This window comes from Micromonospora sp. NPDC000668 (assembly GCF_042897975.1).
Taxonomy (GTDB): domain Bacteria; phylum Actinomycetota; class Actinomycetes; order Mycobacteriales; family Micromonosporaceae; genus Micromonospora.
Window position 1 is genome coordinate 169,882 of the sequence record NZ_JBIAYP010000008.1, and the last position, 17,343, is coordinate 187,224.

Consider the following 17,343-nt stretch of genomic DNA (forward strand, 5'->3'; position numbering starts at 1 on the left):
GAGGAGATGCGCCATGACGGACCCACCGCGCACCGGGTCGACGGACGGCGGCTTCGCCCTCGTGGAGATGTTCACCTCCCAGGGCTGCTCGAGCTGTCCTCCGGCGGAGGAAGTGCTGACCGAGATCGAGCGCGATGCCCGGACCAGGGGACAGCCCGTCTTCGCCCTCGGATTCCACGTCGACTACTGGGACGATCTGGGCTGGCCGGACCCGTTCGCCGACGCGGCGTACACCGCGCGACAGCAGGCGTACGCGCGGGCCTTCGGCTCCGGACGCTTGTACACGCCGCAGATGGTGGTCAACGGCACCGTCGAGTTCGTCGGTTCCGACCGCCGACGGGCGTCGGCCTCGATCGCGGCCGCCCTGACCTCGGCAACCACCACACCGCTCGCCCTGTCGGTCCAGGAATCCGCCGGAAGCGCCGGCGGCGGACAGCGCGTGATGATCGACTACCAGACCGAGCGTCCGCCGCAGCGTGCGGTGGTGAACGTGGCGATCGTGGAACGCGGCCTGGAGAGTGACGTTGCCCGGGGTGAGAACGCCGGCCGGACGCTGCGGCAGGACAACGTGGTGCGCGCCTTCACGTCGTTGGGTCTGGACGCCGAGCGTGGGCGGGTGGAACTGGAGACGCCGCCAGATCTTGACCCTCGACAGGCCACGGTGGTCGGCTACGTGCAGAACGACGGCGACAAGGCCGTCGTCGGCGCCGTGGCCATCGACCTGTCCGCCGAGCCTCGGTAACAGCCCGGATCGCCGGGCGTCAGAGGCGCAGCCCTGCCGCGAGTTCGCCGATCGCCCTCGTCGCGTACCGCTGCATCCCCGGACCGAAGGTGATGCGCGTGGCGCCCAGCCGTCCCAACTCGGCCACCGACTCCTTGTCCGTGTCGGCCGCCATGTTGAGCGGACCCTCGATGCCCTCCCGCAGCACCGGGAGCACCTCGATCGGCGCCAGGAGCGGGTACACGCAGTCGGCGCCGGCGGCCACGTACAGACGGGCGCGCGCCACGGCGTCGGCCGGGTCACCCGTCCCGACCAGGAAGGTGTCGACGCGCGCGTTGATGAAGAGAGCGTCGCCCGCTTCCGCCCGTACCTCGGCCAGCCAGTCCGCGTGCCGCTGCGGATCCTTGAGCGTGGCGTGGTTCTCGGAGTCCTCCAGATTGCAGCCGACGGCGCCCGCCTCCAGCAGCCGCCCGACCAACTCCCGGGGAGCGAGGCCGTAACCGCCCTCGATGTCAGCGGACACGGGCACCGGGACGGCCCGGACGATCCTCGCCACCGCGGCGAACATCTCGTCCGGCGGGGTCGCGCCGTCCTCGTAACCGAGCGAAGCGGCGACCCCGGCGCTCGGGGTGGCGAGCGCCGGGAAGCCGGCTTCGGCGAAGACCCGGGCACTGGCCGCGTCCCACGGCCCGGGCAGGACCAACGGGTCACCGGCGGCACGGCCGTGATGCAGGGCGCGGAAGGTGGCGGCGGTCATCTTTTTCACGTCTCCCGAAGGGATGCGGACGGTGGTGGTACGGACCGAAGGTGCGCGGACCGCTCGGCCGATGTGCCCGCTCTGAGCGCAGCGGGACCCACAACGTACCTCCGGACAGCCGAGCACGAGACGCCTGGGCCGATCCGGTCAGGCGGTGTACCCGCCGTTGGAGTCGAGCACGGCGCCGGTGATGTACGAGGCGGCCGGGCTGGCCAGGAAGGTGACGGCCGCCGCGGTCTCGGCCGGGTCGCTGAGCCGCTGGAGGGCGAGGCTCGACACCAGGGTCTTGAGGACCTCCGGGTTCGGCGGCTCCATGCCGGTCAGCATCAGGCCGGCCTGCACCATGTTGACGGTGATGCCGCGCGGTGCCAGGTCGCGGGCGGCGCCCCTGGTGTAGCCGATGAGCCCGGCTTTGGTCGCGGCGTAGTCAGCGAGGCCGGGGACCCCGACGCGGGAGCCGACGCCCGAGCCGATGTTGACGATCCGGCCGTTGTCGCGCAACACCTTCGCCGCAGAGCGGATGATTGCGATGACCCCGGTGTAGTTGGTGGCGTGCATCCGGTCCAGGGCGGCGATGTCCGCGTCGGGGTCGTCGACCGTTCTGCCCTGCTCCACGGAGATGGCGGCGTTGTTGACCAGGATGTCCAGGCCGCCGAACCGGGCCACGACATCGTTGATCAGCTGGGGTGCCCGCGAGGTGTCCGCTTGATCGTTCTGGAAGGCGGCGGCGCGTACGCCCCGGCCCGTCAACTCCTCGACGACCTCGGCGGCCTTGTCGGCGGAGCCGACGTAGGTGATCGCGACGTCCGCGCCGGAGTCGGCCAACGAACGGGCCGTGGCCGCGCCGAGGCCCCGGGAACCGCCGGTGACGAGGGCGATCTTGCCTTGGAGAGGTTGTGACATGAGTGTTCCCTTCACGTGACCAGGTTTTTGACTGTCCGGTCCACCATACGGTTGGTGGACCGGTCGGTCAATAATTGCTACGCTGGTCACATGGCCAGACCGCGGCAGTTCGACGAGGAGCAGGTGCTACGCGCCGTCCGGGACCAGTTCTGGGACGCCGGCTACGCGGCGACCTCACTGGAGGACCTCATGCGCGTCAGCGGGCTGGGCAAGGGCAGCCTCTACGGGGCCTTCGGCGACAAGCACCAGCTCTTCCTTCGGGCGCTGCGCAGCTACACCGACACCAGTGGGGGCTACCTGCGGGAGATGCTCACCTCCACTCCCCGTGCCCTGGACGCCCTGCGGGCGTTCGTGATGGCACCGGTGAGCGACCCGGGCGGAGCCGCCGCCCGCCGCGGCTGCCTCATGGCGAACAGCACCTGCGAGCTGGCCACCACCGACGCTGACGTCATGGCGGAGGCGCGGCGTACCTACGAAAGCACCACCGCCCTGGTCGCCGAGTGCGTCGTACGAGCCCAGGACGAGGGTGACATGCCGAGCGATGCCGACCCGGTCGAGACGGCGCGCGCACTGCTGGCCGCGCAGCAGGGGCTCGTGTTCATGGGCCGCACCGGCCTGGACATCGACAAACTGACGGCGACGGCGCGTACCCTCGCCGCCCAGTTCCTGCCGGAGGCCTGAGACCGGCGGTCACTCGCGGCCTCGCCGACCGCTCAGCCGCTCTTGCGGGCCACGGCGCAGTATTCGGAGACGGGTGTGGTGTCGTTGCCGTCCGGACGCCACTGGGAGCAGGTGAGCAGGCCGGGCTCGAGGATGTCGAGGCCGTCGAAGAACCTGGCGATCTCCTGCGGTGTCCGCACGCACATCGGCGCGGCGCCGCCGGCGTTCCACATCTCCACGGCCTGGTCGACCGCTTCCGGGTTGACCTCGCGGGTCGGGTGGGAGATGACCAGGTAGCTGCCGGTGGGTACGGCGTCCACGAGACGCCGGACGATCCGCGTCGCCTCGTCGTCGTCGACGACGAAGTTCAGGATCCCCAACAGCATGATCGCCACCGGCTGTCCGAAGTCCAGTGTCCGGCGGGCCTGCACGAGGATCGGGCCCGGGTCCCGCAGGTCGGCCTCGAGGTAGTCCGTGGCGCCCGCCGGGCTGCTGGTCAGCAGCGCCCGAGCGTGCACCAGCACCATCGGGTCGTTGTCGACGTAGACGATCCGCGATTCCGGGGCGGTCGCCTGGGCGACCTCGTGGGTGTTGTTCGCGGTGGGTAGGCCGGTGCCGATATCGAGGAACTGCCGGATGCCAGCGTCACCGGCGAGGTGCCGCACGGCACGGCCCAGAAACTCGCGGTTGAACCGGGCCGACTGGACCAACTCCGGCATGAAGGCGAGCACCTGCTCGGCCGCCTCCCGGTCAGCGGCGAAGTTGTCCTTGCCGCCGAGGAGGTAGTTCCACAACCGGGCCGAGTGCGGGACGCTGGTGTCCACTGTGCTCGCCCGGCCCCCGTCCGTGGAAGGCGCGTCCGTCACCGAGGCTCCTCTGGTTGTGACGTGGTTGGTCCCGGACACGATAGGCCCGCGCCCCGGTGACCTTCAATGCCTGAAGATCAAAGAAACAACTGAGACGGGCTGAGCCCTTTCGGGTGCCCGGGCATGTCCTGTTTTATAGGTTCAGAGGTGACAGGAACCTTGCCAGGTTGCCAGCGCCTCCGCTCCCGGTCCGGCGTCCCATAGGAGGCAGACGCCGTGACGTCGAGTCCGCTACCCCGGATTCTTCGCCGACCCGGCGCGCCCGAGTTTCCGACGTTCCTGGAGCTCTTCTTCGATCTGGTCTTCATCTTCATGTTCTCCCGGCTCTCCGCGGGGCTGGTCCACGATCTCAGCGCTCGCAACGCGGCGCAGACCGCCGTCCTGCTGCTGGCCGCATGGTGGGTCTGGGTGTTGACCGCGTGGCTCACCGACCTGTTCAATCCGCGGCTGCCGCTGATCCAGGCCACCGTTCTCGTGGTCATGTTCGGCACCCTGTTGATGGCCGTCGCGGTGCCGCGTGCCTTCGGCACACACGCGTGGCTCTTCGTCGCGGCGTACTTCGCCATCCACCTCGCCCGGGATTCGGTTCTCATCCCCGGCACCCGGGTGAACCGGCCAATCCAGGCCAGGAGCATCCGGGTCTTCTTCTGGTTCGGTGTGACCGTCGGGCCATGGGTGGCCGGCGTGTTCGTGGACGGCACAGCCAGGCTGGTGCTCTGGTCCATCGCGGTGGCGGTCGACCTCGGGTCGGCCCGGATTGGTTGGCCGACGCCGGGGCTCGGTCGCACCGAACTCGCCAGCCAGATCTTCACCGGCGCACACCTGTCCGAACGGCACCGGCAGATCTTCATCATCTCGCTCGGCGAGTTGATCCTGGCCATCGGGATGGGCCTGGCCGCCAGCGGCTTCGAGGCCGGCCGGGTGGTCGCGTGCACGATCGCGTTCGCCAACGCGCTCCTGCTGTTCCACATCTACTTCCACCGGATCCGGCAGCTACTGGCGCCGACCGCCGTGTCGACGGTGGAACGGTTCCGCTCCGGCACCGCCACCTCGTACACCCACCTGGTCATGGTGGCGGGGGTGGTGGTCATCTCCGCCAGTGACTCACTCGTCATCGACCGCCCGTTCGGCGAGGCCCCGTCGGGCTGGATCGTCGCCATCCTGGGTGGACCCGCGCTCTTCCTGTTCGGTGGCTGCCTGTTCGACTTCGTGGTCACCGGTCGGATCCTCTGGTCACGGGTGGTGGGGATGGTCGTGCTGGGCGCCGTCGGACCCGCGATGCCGCTGCTGCCACCGCTCGCCATCATGATCGTGGCGAACCTGGTCCTGCTGCTCACGCTGATCGTGGAGACGGCGGCCCCGCGCTCGCGGCTGACCAGTGCCCCGATGCCCGCCCGGTGAGCCGCGGGAGTGCATGCGCTGCCGCCCGGTCGACGTCAGTTCAACGCCGGTGGCCTCGCCGTCCGGGTGTGCACCCGGGTGCTCAGCAGGTTCGCCACGGCGACCAGGGCGAGAACGACCACGGCGAGGAGGACGACCATGAGCGGCGGCAGCAGGTGCGTCGCCGGTGCCACCCCGCCCAGCAGGACCAGACCAGCGAGCCGCGACCTGGACACCCGACCGAACACGGTGTAGTCGAGCAGCCCACGGCCGATCAGGAAGAGAGCCGGTCCACCGAGGATGACCGCGGCCCACGACGGTGGGGTCTCGCCGAACGGGCGGTCGATGACGAGCTTGCTGGTGACTGCCGCGCCCCCGATACCGGCCACCATGATCAGGTGAGTGACCGCGGCGGACTGGCCCAGCAGGGCGGAGTTCGTCGACTTGGCGATCGCGTCAGTCAGGAGTTCTCCCGCACGGTAGATGTAGATCCGCCACATCAGCACCACGACCAGGAAGACGACCACGAGCGCCCAGACCCGCGGAACCGTGTAGTCGCTCTGACTGAAGGTCTCCGCTGTCGTGAATATCGAGACGCCGAGCGCGATGATGACGAACTGCCGGTACCGCTCGGAGAGTCTCTCGCTGGCCGGCCCCCACTCCTCGGAGCGCGGACGCCCCAGTCGCAGCACCGGCCAGCCGAGAGCGGCCGCGGTGTACTCCACCCCGACCGCCGCCGCCCAGAGCACCAGCCGAGCCGTGTCGCCGAGCAACCCTCCACTGATCCACCCGATTGCGGCGATGGCCTCCCAGAACAGGACCCGACCGTTCCTGCCACGCCGGGACGTCTCCCGCACGATCAGCAGGTGGTAGACGCCGGAGCCGACGTGGATCGCCACGTAGGTGATCGCGAACAGCAGGCCACGGCTGCCGTACGCGTCGGGGACCGTGGCCGCCAACAGCAGGCTCGCTGCCATCGCCCCGATGAACTGCAGCTGGACCGCTGGCCGGCCCCGGTCGAGCGACTCACCCGCCCACGCGGTCAGCGCCCAGATGAACGTGAACGCGAGCAGCAGCACCACGGTCTGTGCGGCACCCGTCCAGGTGAGCTCGGTGGCCAGCTTCTCCGCGAGGGAGATCAGCGCGAAGATGTAGACCAGGTCGAAGAAGAGTTCCAGGAGTGCCGGATGCACCGGATTCCTCCGGCCGGAAACCGCAACCCCGGCGTCGCCATCCGCTGTCATCGACCACCCTGCCGCGCCCGTCCACCGTCACCGCCACCGACACTACGGGTAACGGAAGATTGACGTAGGGTGGTTGCCCGGGGCCGGATGCCGCGTGAAGGACCTGACGCGGTCGGTGGTTAACTGTCGAGGCGCTGCGGTCCGAAAACGCTTTCGATTGACTGTCGTCGGTATCGGCCGTCCACCTTGCCTCGGCGGCTTCGTCGCCTTCCCCGGAGCCGGTCTGCGCACTACTCTTACGAGAACCAACGGGCAGCAAGCAAGCCACCAACCACCCTGAAATGTTTGCGAAAGGCTTTCGGTGGGCCGACGACGATCCCAGTCAGTGACGTTGAGCGACGTGGCGAGCCGGGCTGGCACCTCCGTGGCCACCGCGTCCAAGGCACTGAACAGCCGCGCCGAGGTCGCCCCGGAAACCCGGGAGCGGGTGCTGCGGGCCGCCGCCGAACTGTCCTTCCAGCCCAACGTGCTGGCCCGCGGTCTGATCTCCGGGCGCACCCGCACGGTCGGGCTGCTCACTGACGAACTCGGCGGCCGGTTCGCCATACCCATCCTGCTCGGCGCCGAGAACGCCCTCGGCAACGGGCAGATGTCCGTCCTGCTCTGCGACGCTCGCGGCGACGCGATCCGCCGCCAGCACTACATCCGCACCCTGCTCGCCCGCCAGGTCGACGGGTTCATCGTGGTCGGCGACAGCAACGACCTGCGCCCGTCATTGACACAGGACATCCCGGTCCCGGTGGTCTACGCCTACGCCGAGTCAACCGATCCGCGAGACCTGTCGATCGTCGCCGACGACGAGGGCGGCGCCCGGCTCGCCGCCGAACATCTGGTGTCACACGGCCGACGCAGGATCGGGCACATCACCGGGCCGGACACCTACCGCGCGGCACGCGATCGGGTCGCCGGACTACGAGCGGTGCTCGCCGAGGCGGGGCTCACCCCCGCCGGCGACCCGCTCTACGGCGAGTGGTCGCAACGGTGGGGCCGGCACGCCGCCCGGCTACTGCTCGCCGCCCGACCTGACGTGGACGCGATCTTCTGCGGCAACGACCAGGTCGCCGCTGGCGCCGCCGACACCCTGCGCGACCTCGGTCGGCGAATCCCGGACGACGTGGCGATCGTCGGATACGACAACTGGGAGTTCTTCGCCGCCGACTGCCGACCGCCCCTGACCACCGTGGACCTCAATCTCGAACAACTCGGCGCCGCCGCGGTCAATCACCTCTTCGCCGCCATGGACGGCAACGCCGGCGCCGGCGTCATCCGGCAACCCGGCCGCCTCGTCGTACGCGAGTCCACCGGCCCCGTGCTGCATCGCTGATACCCGCTCGCCGAGGGCCTCGACCACCCGCGCCGGCATCCACCCCCCGACACTCAGCCGACGGGCAGGGTCGACTCGCGCATCACGACGCGACCGGGGAACTCCTCCGAGCTGGCCGCGGCACCGTCGATAGCTGCGAAGAGCCGTTGGCCGGCCACCGCGCCGAGATGTTTGAGGTTCATGTCGATGCTGGTCAAACGCGGGCGTGAGTCCGCGGCGATGGCTTCCCAGTTGTCAAAGCCGATCACCGAGATCGTTCGCGGCACATCGCGTCCGAAGTCGCGCAGCGTCTCCAGGACACCCCGTGCGATCTGGTCGCTGCCGCAGAAGATCGCGTCGACCTCGGGATGTTGCTCGACGACCATGTGTGCGGCGGCTCTCCCCCAGGACTCGTCCCACGACCCGAAGTAGGGCCGGTCGCCGACCATTCTCAGGCCGGCGGCAGCGAGCATCGCCGCCGCGCCCTCGGCGCGGTCCCGGGCCGCCTGGAAACCGGCCTCCCCGGTGATGTGGGCGATGTTGCGCCGGCCGCACGCCAGCAGGTGCTCGATGGCGAGCCGTCCACCTCCCACGTTGTCGACGGTGATCGAGATGTCCGCCGGATCGGCGGAGGGGGCGTAGACGTACACGACCGGCACGGGGATGTTGCCGGCCAGCGGCGGGCGGGGGTCGGTGCGGGAGCCCACGACCATGAGGCCGTCCACGCGCCGGGACAGCAGCGCCTGTACGTGATGCTTCTCCCGGATCGCGTCGCCGCGCGCGTCGCACAGGAAGACCGAGACCTGACCGGCCCCGGATGCGTCCTCCGCGCCCATCAGGATGGGGATCGAGAAGCGCCCCTCCAGGTCGCTCGTCAGCAGGCCGACGGTCCCGGTCCGACCACTGAGAAGCCCGCGGGCCAGGGCGTTCGGCGCGAAGGACAGCAACTCGGCGGCCTCCAGCACTCGGACTCTCGTGGTCGTCCGCACCTCGCCGCGTCCGTTGATGGCCTTGGACGCGGTAGCCACCGACACCCCGGCGAGCTTGGCGACATCGGTGAGCGTGGGCGGGCGATAAGCGGGGACCTCAGGCTCGGTGGTCATGCTTGCTCCCTCCCAGCGACCCACACCGCAGCAGTGGGCGTCGGCGAGGCCGCCGCCGGAGTGTCGTGTCGGTCAGCCAGCGGAAGCACATCCTAAAACCTTTTCGGCGACGTTGCGGCGGGGTTGCAGCCCGAACACTACACGGGGATCCCGCCGCTCTTGTGGCAGGCGGGGTCGCGGCAACTCGCCTCCTCGAAACCTCTCTCGAAACCTTGAGCAGCCGGCCGTTGGGCCACCGGAACAGCCGAGGCCCGGTCGGGTCGACCGGGCCACGGCCATCCATGAAGTGGGCGGGCAACAGCCGGCACCGCCTACGGAGCGAGCTCCTTGTTCGATCGAGCGGCGCTCGTCACGACGATCGACCTCTCCCCCCGGCTGAAGATGCCGGCCTCGACGAACGCCTTCGCGATGTGACTGACGGTCGACACGAACTGGCCGTGGTTCTTGAAGGGCGCCTGATCCCAGACCAGGTCGAGGAAGGTGGGGCCGTCGCTGCCGGGCGACGGAATGCCCGCTACGGGTACGTCGTAGTTCGGCAGGCCGTCGTTCCGCTTGCGGTTCGGCACACCGGTGTCGACCGACCCGAACACGATCGTCGGCTCGACCCGCCGGAAGTACGTCGAGGCGGCCTGGGCGTCGCCGATGTGGTACGGCCGCAGGGTGAAGCCGTGCGTGGTGAACAGCGCGTCACCCGTCGCCGTGGTGCTGTCGTGAGTGATCGCCGAGCGGGCGTAGTCGCCGTCCCGCTTCAAGTGGCGGTACAGGGACAGTTCCCGGTAGTTGCCCACACCCGGGTTCCCCAGGATCTGCATGAGGAGGGGACCCCAGAAGACCGACTGCGTGTCGGGGCGGTCCAGGGCCCGCTCGATTCGGATGCTGAACGGCATCCGAATCTCGATCGTGTCGCCCGGCTTCCAGGTCCGGCTCAAGGTCAGGTAACTGCCGGGCTTGGCGGCGACCTTCTGAGCGACGCTGTTGATCGTGACGAAGAAGCCCTTCTGCACCCAGCCCGGCACCCGCAGCTTGATGTCGAGACGGCCGCGGCCGTTGACGGTCAGCCTGGTGCGGTCGTCTCGCGGGTAGCTCGTCTCCTGAGTGACGACGAAGCCCTTCTCGGCCCAGGTCAGCGTCGACGGTGCGTACAGGTTGACCCAGAGCGTCCTGCCGTCGGCCGACTTGAAATAGATCGTCTCCTGGTACTTGGTGTGGTTTTCCATGCCGGTGCCGCCGCAGCAGGTGCCGGTGTTGCCGTAGCTGCGGGTGGCCCCCGGGGTCAGCGGCTGGAAGTAGGTGACCTGCGGGTTGTTGACGTTCGTGTTGTCGGCGCGCGAACCAAGGATCTGGTTGAGCAGGCCGCGCTCGTAGTAGTCCAGGTAGGCCGGGTTGTGCTCGTGGAGGAACAGGTTACGAGCCAGCTTGATCAGGTTGTAGGTGGTGCAGGTCTCCGCGCCGCCCTGGGCGATCGAGTTCGCGATGTTGCCCCGGTTCTGGAACAACTCGGTGTTGTTGTTGGAACCTGGGTAGTTGCCGCCCGTTCCGCCGTTGGCGTACATCCGGTGCGGGACGACCATTCCGAGGAAGTTCTTGGCGGCCTGGAGGTACTCGCGGTCGCCGCTGTGCTCGTAGACGCGCAGGTAGCCGACGAACTGCGGCACGTGCGAGTTGGCGTGCAGCCGGTCCGGCCGACGACGACCGGGACGGGTCTGTGGCGTCGTGACGAGGATGTCGCGGTTCTCGACGCAGGCGTCGAAGAGTGACTCCCGGTTGTCGAAGCGCTTGGCGGTGTCCAGGTGCCTCGCGTCGCCGGTGAGCGCGTAGATCTCGGGGAACACCTCGTTCGCGCCCCCGGTCTCGCCCGCGATGTAGAGGTCCCACATGTAGTTCAGGTTGTCCCGGGTGATCGGGCCCGAGTACGCGGGGTGGTTCTTGTCCCCGACGGTGAGCGCGAGGTGAGCCCAGTCGGCCATCCTGACGACCACGTCGAGGGCCTTCTGGTTGTCCGTGTGGTAGTACGCGTCGAGCAGACCACGCATGATCTTGTGCTGCGTGTACCACGGCGCCCAGGTGTTGGTGGTCAGGTCGCCGCCGTAGACGGCCCACCTCGGTGGACCGAGTCGGAGCACCGCGTCCTCCGGGATCGCGCCCAGATAACCCGGGTGGGTCGGGACCCAGACGGCGGCACCGCCGCTCTGGCTCGCCACGATGCCGCCGTCCCGGCCGTTGGGCGAGGCGTCCCTGATCGTGGAGCCTTCCTCCTCCTCGAACCGGTACCAGGCGATCGAGCCGCCGCCGGTGCTCCCGTCCGCCGAGTCCAGCAGCGACTGGACCTCTGGCTGGCTTAGGGCACGGTCGAAGATGTGGAACTCGTCGACGGTCGCGTCCAGGAATGGATCGCCGTACTGCGACCGCCCGATCCACCGGTTTCCGGGGTTCCCGAGGTCGGCCGGACTGAGGGTCATGGTCGTGTTCTGGCCGGCCTGCTGGCCGTTCACGTACAGCGTGCCGGTGTTCTGGGTGAGGGTGACGGCCAGATGCACCCACTGGTTGGTCGGCAATGCCGCGGCGCCGTCGATCCGCTGCTCCCCGCCGCTTCCGCTGACCGTGATCGCGAACCTCGGCACGTTGCCGGTGACACCGGCACGCGGGGTCAGGAACATGTTGACCGTGGTGTTCTGGCCGAAGTCAAACAGCCGGCTCCAGCTCTGGGCGGATGCGAGATTCACCCAGGTGGCGATGGTGAAGTCGGCGAGCTGGCTGATCGCCTCCTGGGGAAGGGCCACGTGCTGTGCCCGGCTGGGGCCGTTCAGGCGGAGGCCACTTCCGAAGCGGCCCGGCACCCGGCCGATCTGCGGCTCCTCCGGTTCCTCACCGCCCGGGTCGCCGCCCATCCGCGCGGTGATAGCGGCCTGGCACGCCGCGAGCTCGTCGACCATCCAGTCGAGCTTGCTCTTGAAGATCGGCTCTCCATGGTCGGCGTAGCCCTGCGCCAGGGCTGTCATGAAGTGGCCGGCCCAGTGGCCGCTGAGCAGCCCGCCGTCCTCCCAGCCTCCGGGGACGGAGACGCCCGGCGGGTTCGGCCGGCCGGCCTGATTGTTGAACAGCACGAGGAAGCGCCGCTCGTCGAGCTGCCGAAGGTAGTTCTTCATCCGGTCGCGCTTCTCCTGGAGCAGGCCGTCGCCCAGCGTCACGTCGCGCAGTTGGAACGGCCTGACCGGGGCGGTGCCGCCGGGGCCGGGATCGGCCGGGGTCGCGCCCCGCGCGGTCGGGCCGATTGTCGCCTCGGAGGTTGTTGCTGCCTGGGCAGCGGTCGTCGGGAGCGCGCCCGCGGTGGCCACTGCGGCGACACCGACGGCTGATGCCTGAAGTACCTGACGTCGACTGGCGGGCATTTTCTCGGATTGGACCACGTGAAAATCGTCCTTTCAGGCGGGGGTACGTGCTGACGGTGCGGCCTGCCTCCCGGCTTCCGCCCGGCCCTCGTCCCGGGCGTCGGCGAGCAGCTGCGCGAGTCGCCGCCGGCGTCGCCGGGCGGTGCTCCGGATGGTGAGGGCGAGGGCTGCGAGGATGGCAGCGAGGGCCAGTTGCGGCCAGGGCAGAGCCCAGGTCGTGACGGTGGCGGTGGCGGACTGGATCTCGGCGCCGGTGGGGCCAGCGCCGGGGACGGCCGGGGTGACGTCGACGCTCGTCCGAAGTCGCCCCCATGCCCGGACTCCGTCGACGCGGGCGTCGACCTCCCGGCTGCCGCCGGGAAGCATCTCGTCGACCTTCGTTGAGGTCTGCCGCGTGCCCAGGCCGAGCGGCCCGGTGGCGGTCGTCCGGCCGGTACCGGTCACCGCCACGGTGCCGTTGTTCGTCGTGGTGTACCTGAGGTGGATGGCGCCGGCCGAGAAGGGGTTCCACGAGCGCTCGTACCTGGCGGTGAGACCGCTGATCGCCAGGGCGGCCGTGACCGTACCGCTGGCCCGCAGCATGACCCGGAACCCGACCCGGCTCTCGACGGCGACCGTGCCCCCCGTGCTCGTGACCGTCGCCGCGATGCCGGCCGGGTGGTCCCCCGGCGAGGCGTCGTGCGGCACGGTGATGGTGAACGGCACCACCTTCGTCTCCTTGGGCCCGACGGTGACCGTCCTCTGCACCGTGATCCAGGTGCCGCCGTCGTCCGACTCTCGGTCGGACGGGAGCATGTTGAAGCGCCCCTTGTCGGTGAGGTAGCCGTCGGCGGCCTTCAGGGCGAAGACCGCCCTGCCGTCGCTGAGGTTCCGCACGGCCAGGTGCTCGGTCACCACCTGACCCGGGTCGAGCGTGCGCTCGATCCACCGGCGGCCGTCGGGACCCTGCTGGTTGGCTGGCTGGACCGCCCAGGTCAGGGTCGGACTGGTCGGTTCCGCCGCTGCGGTGGCGGGTGCGATCGGCACGGTGACGAGCACCGCGGCCAGCAGGGCGAGCAGCCGCATCGGCGTCCGCGGCAAGGTCCGGATCATCGCGGGGTCCTTCGACGAAGGGATGTGATGGTGGGGGCCGCGGCGAGACGGCCCCCACCCGTGCGTCACTCGAACAGGGACAGGGTCAACGTCGAGGTGTACGAGCCGGCGGCGACATCCGCCGGGGTCCGCAGGTACAGGTCGGCGTTGACGGAGTACGCGTCGCCGGTGACCGCCGCGGAGTCGAACGTCGACACCAACAGCTCCTGGTCGACCAGGCCCACGTTGTTGCCGGGCTGGGTCGGTTCGTCCAGGACGGTCACCACCTCCTCGCCTCCGGAGACCAGGCCGGTGTCGCCGCCGTCGAGCAGGCGCGGCTTCCAACCAAGGTGGCCGGCGCTGATCGGAGCCTGACCGGCGCCGCCGACGAAGTCGGTGGCGCTACCCAGCACGGCCCAGGCGGCGTTGTCGGGCACCTCCTCGGCCGTACGGGTGTCGGTGACCGTCACCGTCGGCAAGGTGCCGACAAACTGACGGACCAGCAGGGTCGAGCCGTCCTCGGACAGCGCGACCGAGTTGCCGGCGATCGACATGGCGAGCACACCAGGTTCGGTGATCTCCTCGATGTCGACCGTCACCTGCACGTCGGCGTTGTCACCGGGCTCCGCCCGGGCCGGCGACTGCAACGCCACCGTCCCGACCAGCACCGCGCCCGCCGCGATCAACCGCTTTCGATTCCACGTGTTCATCTGCTACTCCAATGTCACTAGTGGTTACGGAGCCTGACGGGGATCGCCGGCACAATCGACACCGGCGTGGTCTGCGGTGCGGACGGTCGTCACGTCCTCGCCGTTGATGGGCCCGGTGGCCCGGACGGTCGCCGAGCCGGCCGCCACCGAGACCGCCCGGGTCGCGAACGACTGGTAGGCGTTCGCACCCGGCGCCACATCGGCGACCGAACGCTGGCCGTGCGCCGTCTCCAGGACGATGTCCACCGGCGCGTCGTGCTCGTTGCGCGCCTGCACGGCGACGTACGCCCTACCGCCGACGCACCGCGCCTGCGCGCTGACCGTGACGGGCACCTCCGGTGGTACGCCCGGGTCGTCGGCGAAGACCCGCCAGTCGGTGATCGCGACCGCCGAGTAGGTGGTGCCGTTCCCGTTGGCCCGGATCGTGGCCCGCACCCGGGGCGTGGTGACGGGGTCGAAGGTGACGGTGTTGAACGCGGTGGTGCTCGTGCCGTAGGCGGATGCGCCGGTCACGTCGCGCCAGGCCGAGCCGGGCTCGTCCCAGTACTGCAGCACCCACCCGTCGGGCTCGGCGACGCCGTCGCCGGTGCCGCGGTTGGCGTCCCGCCAGAACTTCAGTTCGGCGCCGGTGATTCGTACCGGGCGCGACCAGTCGTACTGGACCCACTGGGTCGCCGGACGGGTGCCGGACCAGGTGCCCCAGAGCTGGGCCTGGCTCGGGTTCGACGGGTCGGCGCCGTCGTTGAGGGCCGTGACGCTGTTCCAACCCGCCGTGTAGGAGGCGGTCGGGGTCGCGATGGGCCCGATGTTGCCCGTGAGTGGCCCGGACAGGTCCGCCGGGATGGTGACCGTCTTGGCGGTCTCCAGGTTTCCCGCCACGTCGAGCGCACGGAACAACACGGTGTGCCGGTTGGAGTCGGGTGCCGCGATGGCGCCGCTGTAGGCGGTCCACGCGCCGGTGCCGATGGAGTACTCGATGCGGGCGACCCCGGAGGTCGCGTCGCTGGCGGTCACCGTGACCGTCCGGGTGGCGCTGTTCGCGGTGGCGGTGCTGACCGGTGCCGTGGCGTCGATGCGTACGGGGACGTTCGCGGGCGCGGAGACGTTGCCGGCGCGGTCGGTCGCGGTCGCCCGCACGGTGTGCTGACCGTCTCCGGAGACGGTGACGTCAACCGACCGCACGTCACTCGCGGTGACCGGCTCGCCGTCGTCCACCCGCGACTCGATGGTCAGCCGACCGCCACGGTCGTCGGTGCCGGCGACGCGCACCCGCACCGCGGACCGGAACCAGCCGGCACTGCCCGCGCTGCCGCTGGGCGTGAGCGTCAGTGTCGGCGGGGTCTTGTCGCCCTCGGTGTCGCCGGGCGAGATGACTCGGACCTGCGCGGATACGCGACTGGCGGCGTAGCCGAGCACACTGCCCTGGATGGTGAACGTTCCGGGCGTCGCGACGTCGTCGGGTTGGACCGGGTCCCAGAAGACCGGCACCCCCAGCGTTTCGGCGCCGAACGACACGGGAACGCTGCCGGGCAGTTCGGTCTCCCCCACCTCCACCGTCATTGTCGGTGCGCTGACGGTCTCCGGCTGCGCTGCGAGGATCTTCCACTCTTCGACCGCCACCGCCGAGTAGGTGCTGCCGTTGGTCGACGCGTCGAGCACGGCGCGTACCTGCGTGGTGGTCACCGGGTCGAAGGTGGTGTCCTGGAAGCCCTGCGTGCCGGTCGGGAAGCCGCTCGGATTGGGCACGTCGGCCCACTGCCCGGTGTCGAGGTTCCAGTACTGGACGCGCCAGCGGGCGGGTGCGGCGACGCCGACGCCGCTGCCCTGCGGCTGGTCGTTCCAGAAGTCGATCTGCGAACCGGAGATCCGCATCGGCTGGTCCCACGTGTACTGCACCCACTGCTGTGGCGGGTTGTTGCCCGTCCAGGTCCCCCACATGTCCGGTGGCAGCGGGTTCGATCGGACGATCTCGTCGTTGAGCGCCTTGACCCAGTACTGGGTGGGCACCGGCTGGTTGGAGACGGTGACTGTCGCCTCCTGGGCGATGTTCGGCCGGGGAGTGCGGTCCGGTCCCCTGATCGGTGTCGGCGTGACGAGCTTCATCCGCGGCGGGGTCAGCGTGTCGTCCCACTCCAGCGGGTCGATCGCCACCGAGCGGCGGAAGTGGCCGCCGCCAACGGCGTCAGCGGTGTGGTAGGCGAGGTACCACGTGCCGTTGAACTCCAGGATGCCCGGGTGACTCGTCGTCGAGGAGACCGGCCGGAGCACGGTCCCCCGGTAGGTCCACGGCCCCTGTGGCGACGAAGCCGTCCCGTATGCGATGCAGGCGTGGTAGTTCGCCGGCGTGCACTGCGAGGTCGGGCCGGCGTTGTTGCCGGCGTACGCCATGTAGTAGGTGTCGTTGCGCTTGAAGACCCAGGCGCCTTCGAAGAAGCCGGTCAGGCCGGTGACGGTGCGCTGGGTGCCGACCGGGGTCTTCATGTCCTGCTGGAATTCCTGCATGCGCAGCTGGCTGAACGAGCCCCACCAGACGTACACCCGCTGGTTCGGGGCGGTGCCGTCGATGAGGATCGTCGGGTCGATGTTGTGGATGGTGTTGGCCGCGGGCACCCGCTGGGAGATGATCGGCCCGCCCGCGTGGTCGGTCCACGGGCCGGTCGGGCTGTCCGAGACGGCCACGCCGATGGCGAACTTGTCGGCCGCCGGGCTGTCCCGCTCGTTGATCGGGACGTACCAGTAGTAGCGCTTGTCGACGCCCTGGATGACCTGGCCCGCGTACGCGCGTCCCGGTGTCGCCCAGGCGAAGACCTGTTCCGGGCGCATCAGCGACGGATGGTGGGTCCACTCGCCGGCTTCGACGTCCGTGGTACGAAACGCGCCCCACTCGTTCATGATGAAGTCGTTGGTGGACGGTCCGGCCTGGTCATGGCCGGTGTAGATGTAGAGCTCGTCCCGGTCGGTGTCGTTACCGGGAGCGCCGGCCGGCACGACGACCGGCGCCGGATCGGCCGAGTAGTAGCTGCCGTCGCCGAGGATCGGGTTGACGGTGAAGGTGTACGGATCGGCGGCGTAGGCCGGCGCGGCTACCCCGACCAGGCCAGCGGCGACGAGCCCGGCGACCGCCGTCGCGGCGGCCATCCTGCGGAGCCGACGCGACGGCCGGGCGGTTGGTGGGGCGGCGCCGCGCACCACGGTGGTGTTCACGGTGTCGATCTCCTCACTGTTGGCGGGGGTGG

Annotated in this window: 13 protein-coding genes; 4 read left to right on the top strand and 9 right to left on the bottom strand. The window is 69.8% G+C overall.

The window, feature by feature from the left end:
- Positions 1–13: 13 nt before the first annotated feature.
- Positions 14–742 carry a DUF1223 domain-containing protein gene (locus tag ACFY29_RS32625; RefSeq protein ID WP_386992266.1) on the top strand — a complete coding sequence of 243 codons (729 nt, stop codon included), beginning with the start codon at positions 14–16 and terminating at the stop codon, positions 740–742.
- A gap of 19 nt (positions 743–761) precedes the next feature.
- Here ACFY29_RS32625 and ACFY29_RS32630 read toward each other — a convergent pair whose 3' ends face one another.
- Both ACFY29_RS32630 and ACFY29_RS32635 read right to left on the bottom strand, forming a co-directional pair.
- Complete coding sequence (locus tag ACFY29_RS32630) at positions 762–1,478, bottom strand: isocitrate lyase/phosphoenolpyruvate mutase family protein (RefSeq protein ID WP_386992268.1); 717 nt, start codon at positions 1,476–1,478, stop codon at positions 762–764.
- A 147-nt stretch (positions 1,479–1,625) separates the two neighbouring features.
- Positions 1,626–2,381: an SDR family oxidoreductase gene (locus ACFY29_RS32635; RefSeq protein ID WP_386992270.1), complete on the bottom strand. Its 756-nt coding sequence runs from the start codon at positions 2,379–2,381 to the stop codon at positions 1,626–1,628.
- A 90-nt stretch (positions 2,382–2,471) separates the two neighbouring features.
- Between ACFY29_RS32635 and ACFY29_RS32640 the strand changes: the two genes are divergently transcribed.
- Positions 2,472–3,062 carry a TetR/AcrR family transcriptional regulator gene (locus tag ACFY29_RS32640; RefSeq protein ID WP_386992272.1) on the top strand — a complete coding sequence of 197 codons (591 nt, stop codon included), beginning with the start codon at positions 2,472–2,474 and terminating at the stop codon, positions 3,060–3,062.
- 32 nt (positions 3,063–3,094) lie between these two features.
- On the opposite strand, the gene ACFY29_RS32645 is transcribed toward ACFY29_RS32640, so the two are convergent.
- On the bottom strand, positions 3,095–3,907 hold the full coding sequence (locus ACFY29_RS32645) for an SAM-dependent methyltransferase (protein WP_355602863.1): 813 nt from the start codon (positions 3,905–3,907) through the stop codon (positions 3,095–3,097).
- Positions 3,908–4,123: 216 nt separating this feature from the next.
- Here ACFY29_RS32645 and ACFY29_RS32650 point away from each other — a divergent pair, with 216 nt between their 5' ends.
- On the top strand, positions 4,124–5,308 hold the full coding sequence (locus tag ACFY29_RS32650; RefSeq protein WP_386992275.1) for a low temperature requirement protein A: 1,185 nt from the start codon (positions 4,124–4,126) through the stop codon (positions 5,306–5,308).
- A 35-nt stretch (positions 5,309–5,343) separates the two neighbouring features.
- Here ACFY29_RS32650 and ACFY29_RS32655 read toward each other — a convergent pair whose 3' ends face one another.
- The gene (locus ACFY29_RS32655) at positions 5,344–6,480 is read right to left on the bottom strand and encodes a low temperature requirement protein A (protein WP_386992277.1); all 1,137 of its coding nucleotides are present in this window, start codon (positions 6,478–6,480) and stop codon (positions 5,344–5,346) included.
- A gap of 352 nt (positions 6,481–6,832) precedes the next feature.
- Here ACFY29_RS32655 and ACFY29_RS32660 point away from each other — a divergent pair, with 352 nt between their 5' ends.
- Positions 6,833–7,855, top strand: coding sequence for a LacI family DNA-binding transcriptional regulator (locus ACFY29_RS32660; protein ID WP_328417656.1), 1,023 nt, complete (start codon positions 6,833–6,835; stop codon positions 7,853–7,855).
- Positions 7,856–7,908: 53 nt separating this feature from the next.
- On the opposite strand, the gene ACFY29_RS32665 is transcribed toward ACFY29_RS32660, so the two are convergent.
- The 5 genes from ACFY29_RS32665 to ACFY29_RS32685 form a co-directional block, all read right to left on the bottom strand.
- The gene (locus tag ACFY29_RS32665; RefSeq protein ID WP_328417658.1) at positions 7,909–8,937 is read right to left on the bottom strand and encodes a LacI family DNA-binding transcriptional regulator; all 1,029 of its coding nucleotides are present in this window, start codon (positions 8,935–8,937) and stop codon (positions 7,909–7,911) included.
- Between the two features lie 311 nt (positions 8,938–9,248).
- Positions 9,249–12,272, bottom strand: a complete 3,024-nt coding sequence (locus ACFY29_RS32670; RefSeq protein ID WP_386992280.1) for a beta-L-arabinofuranosidase domain-containing protein — start codon at positions 12,270–12,272, stop codon at positions 9,249–9,251.
- Positions 12,273–12,359: 87 nt separating this feature from the next.
- Positions 12,360–13,418, bottom strand: a complete 1,059-nt coding sequence (locus ACFY29_RS32675) for a hypothetical protein (protein ID WP_386992281.1) — start codon at positions 13,416–13,418, stop codon at positions 12,360–12,362.
- A 65-nt stretch (positions 13,419–13,483) separates the two neighbouring features.
- Entirely contained in the window at positions 13,484–14,107 is a 624-nt protein-coding gene (locus tag ACFY29_RS32680) for a hypothetical protein (RefSeq protein ID WP_328417664.1), read from the bottom strand.
- A 24-nt stretch (positions 14,108–14,131) separates the two neighbouring features.
- Positions 14,132–17,311, bottom strand: coding sequence for an OmpL47-type beta-barrel domain-containing protein (locus ACFY29_RS32685; protein ID WP_386992284.1), 3,180 nt, complete (start codon positions 17,309–17,311; stop codon positions 14,132–14,134).
- Positions 17,312–17,343: the final 32 nt, after the last annotated feature.

Excerpts from the sequence above, each read along its gene's own strand:
- ACFY29_RS32625 (WP_386992266.1), top strand. The coding sequence starts at position 14 with ATGACGGACCCACCGCGCACCGGGTCGACGGACGGCGGCTTCGCCCTC.
- ACFY29_RS32630 (WP_386992268.1), bottom strand. The coding sequence starts at position 1,478 with ATGACCGCCGCCACCTTCCGCGCCCTGCATCACGGCCGTGCCGCCGGT.
- ACFY29_RS32635 (WP_386992270.1), bottom strand. The coding sequence starts at position 2,381 with ATGTCACAACCTCTCCAAGGCAAGATCGCCCTCGTCACCGGCGGTTCC.
- ACFY29_RS32640 (WP_386992272.1), top strand. The coding sequence starts at position 2,472 with ATGGCCAGACCGCGGCAGTTCGACGAGGAGCAGGTGCTACGCGCCGTC.
- ACFY29_RS32665 (WP_328417658.1), bottom strand. The coding sequence starts at position 8,937 with ATGACCACCGAGCCTGAGGTCCCCGCTTATCGCCCGCCCACGCTCACC.
- ACFY29_RS32675 (WP_386992281.1), bottom strand. The coding sequence starts at position 13,418 with ATGATCCGGACCTTGCCGCGGACGCCGATGCGGCTGCTCGCCCTGCTG.
- ACFY29_RS32680 (WP_328417664.1), bottom strand. The coding sequence starts at position 14,107 with ATGAACACGTGGAATCGAAAGCGGTTGATCGCGGCGGGCGCGGTGCTG.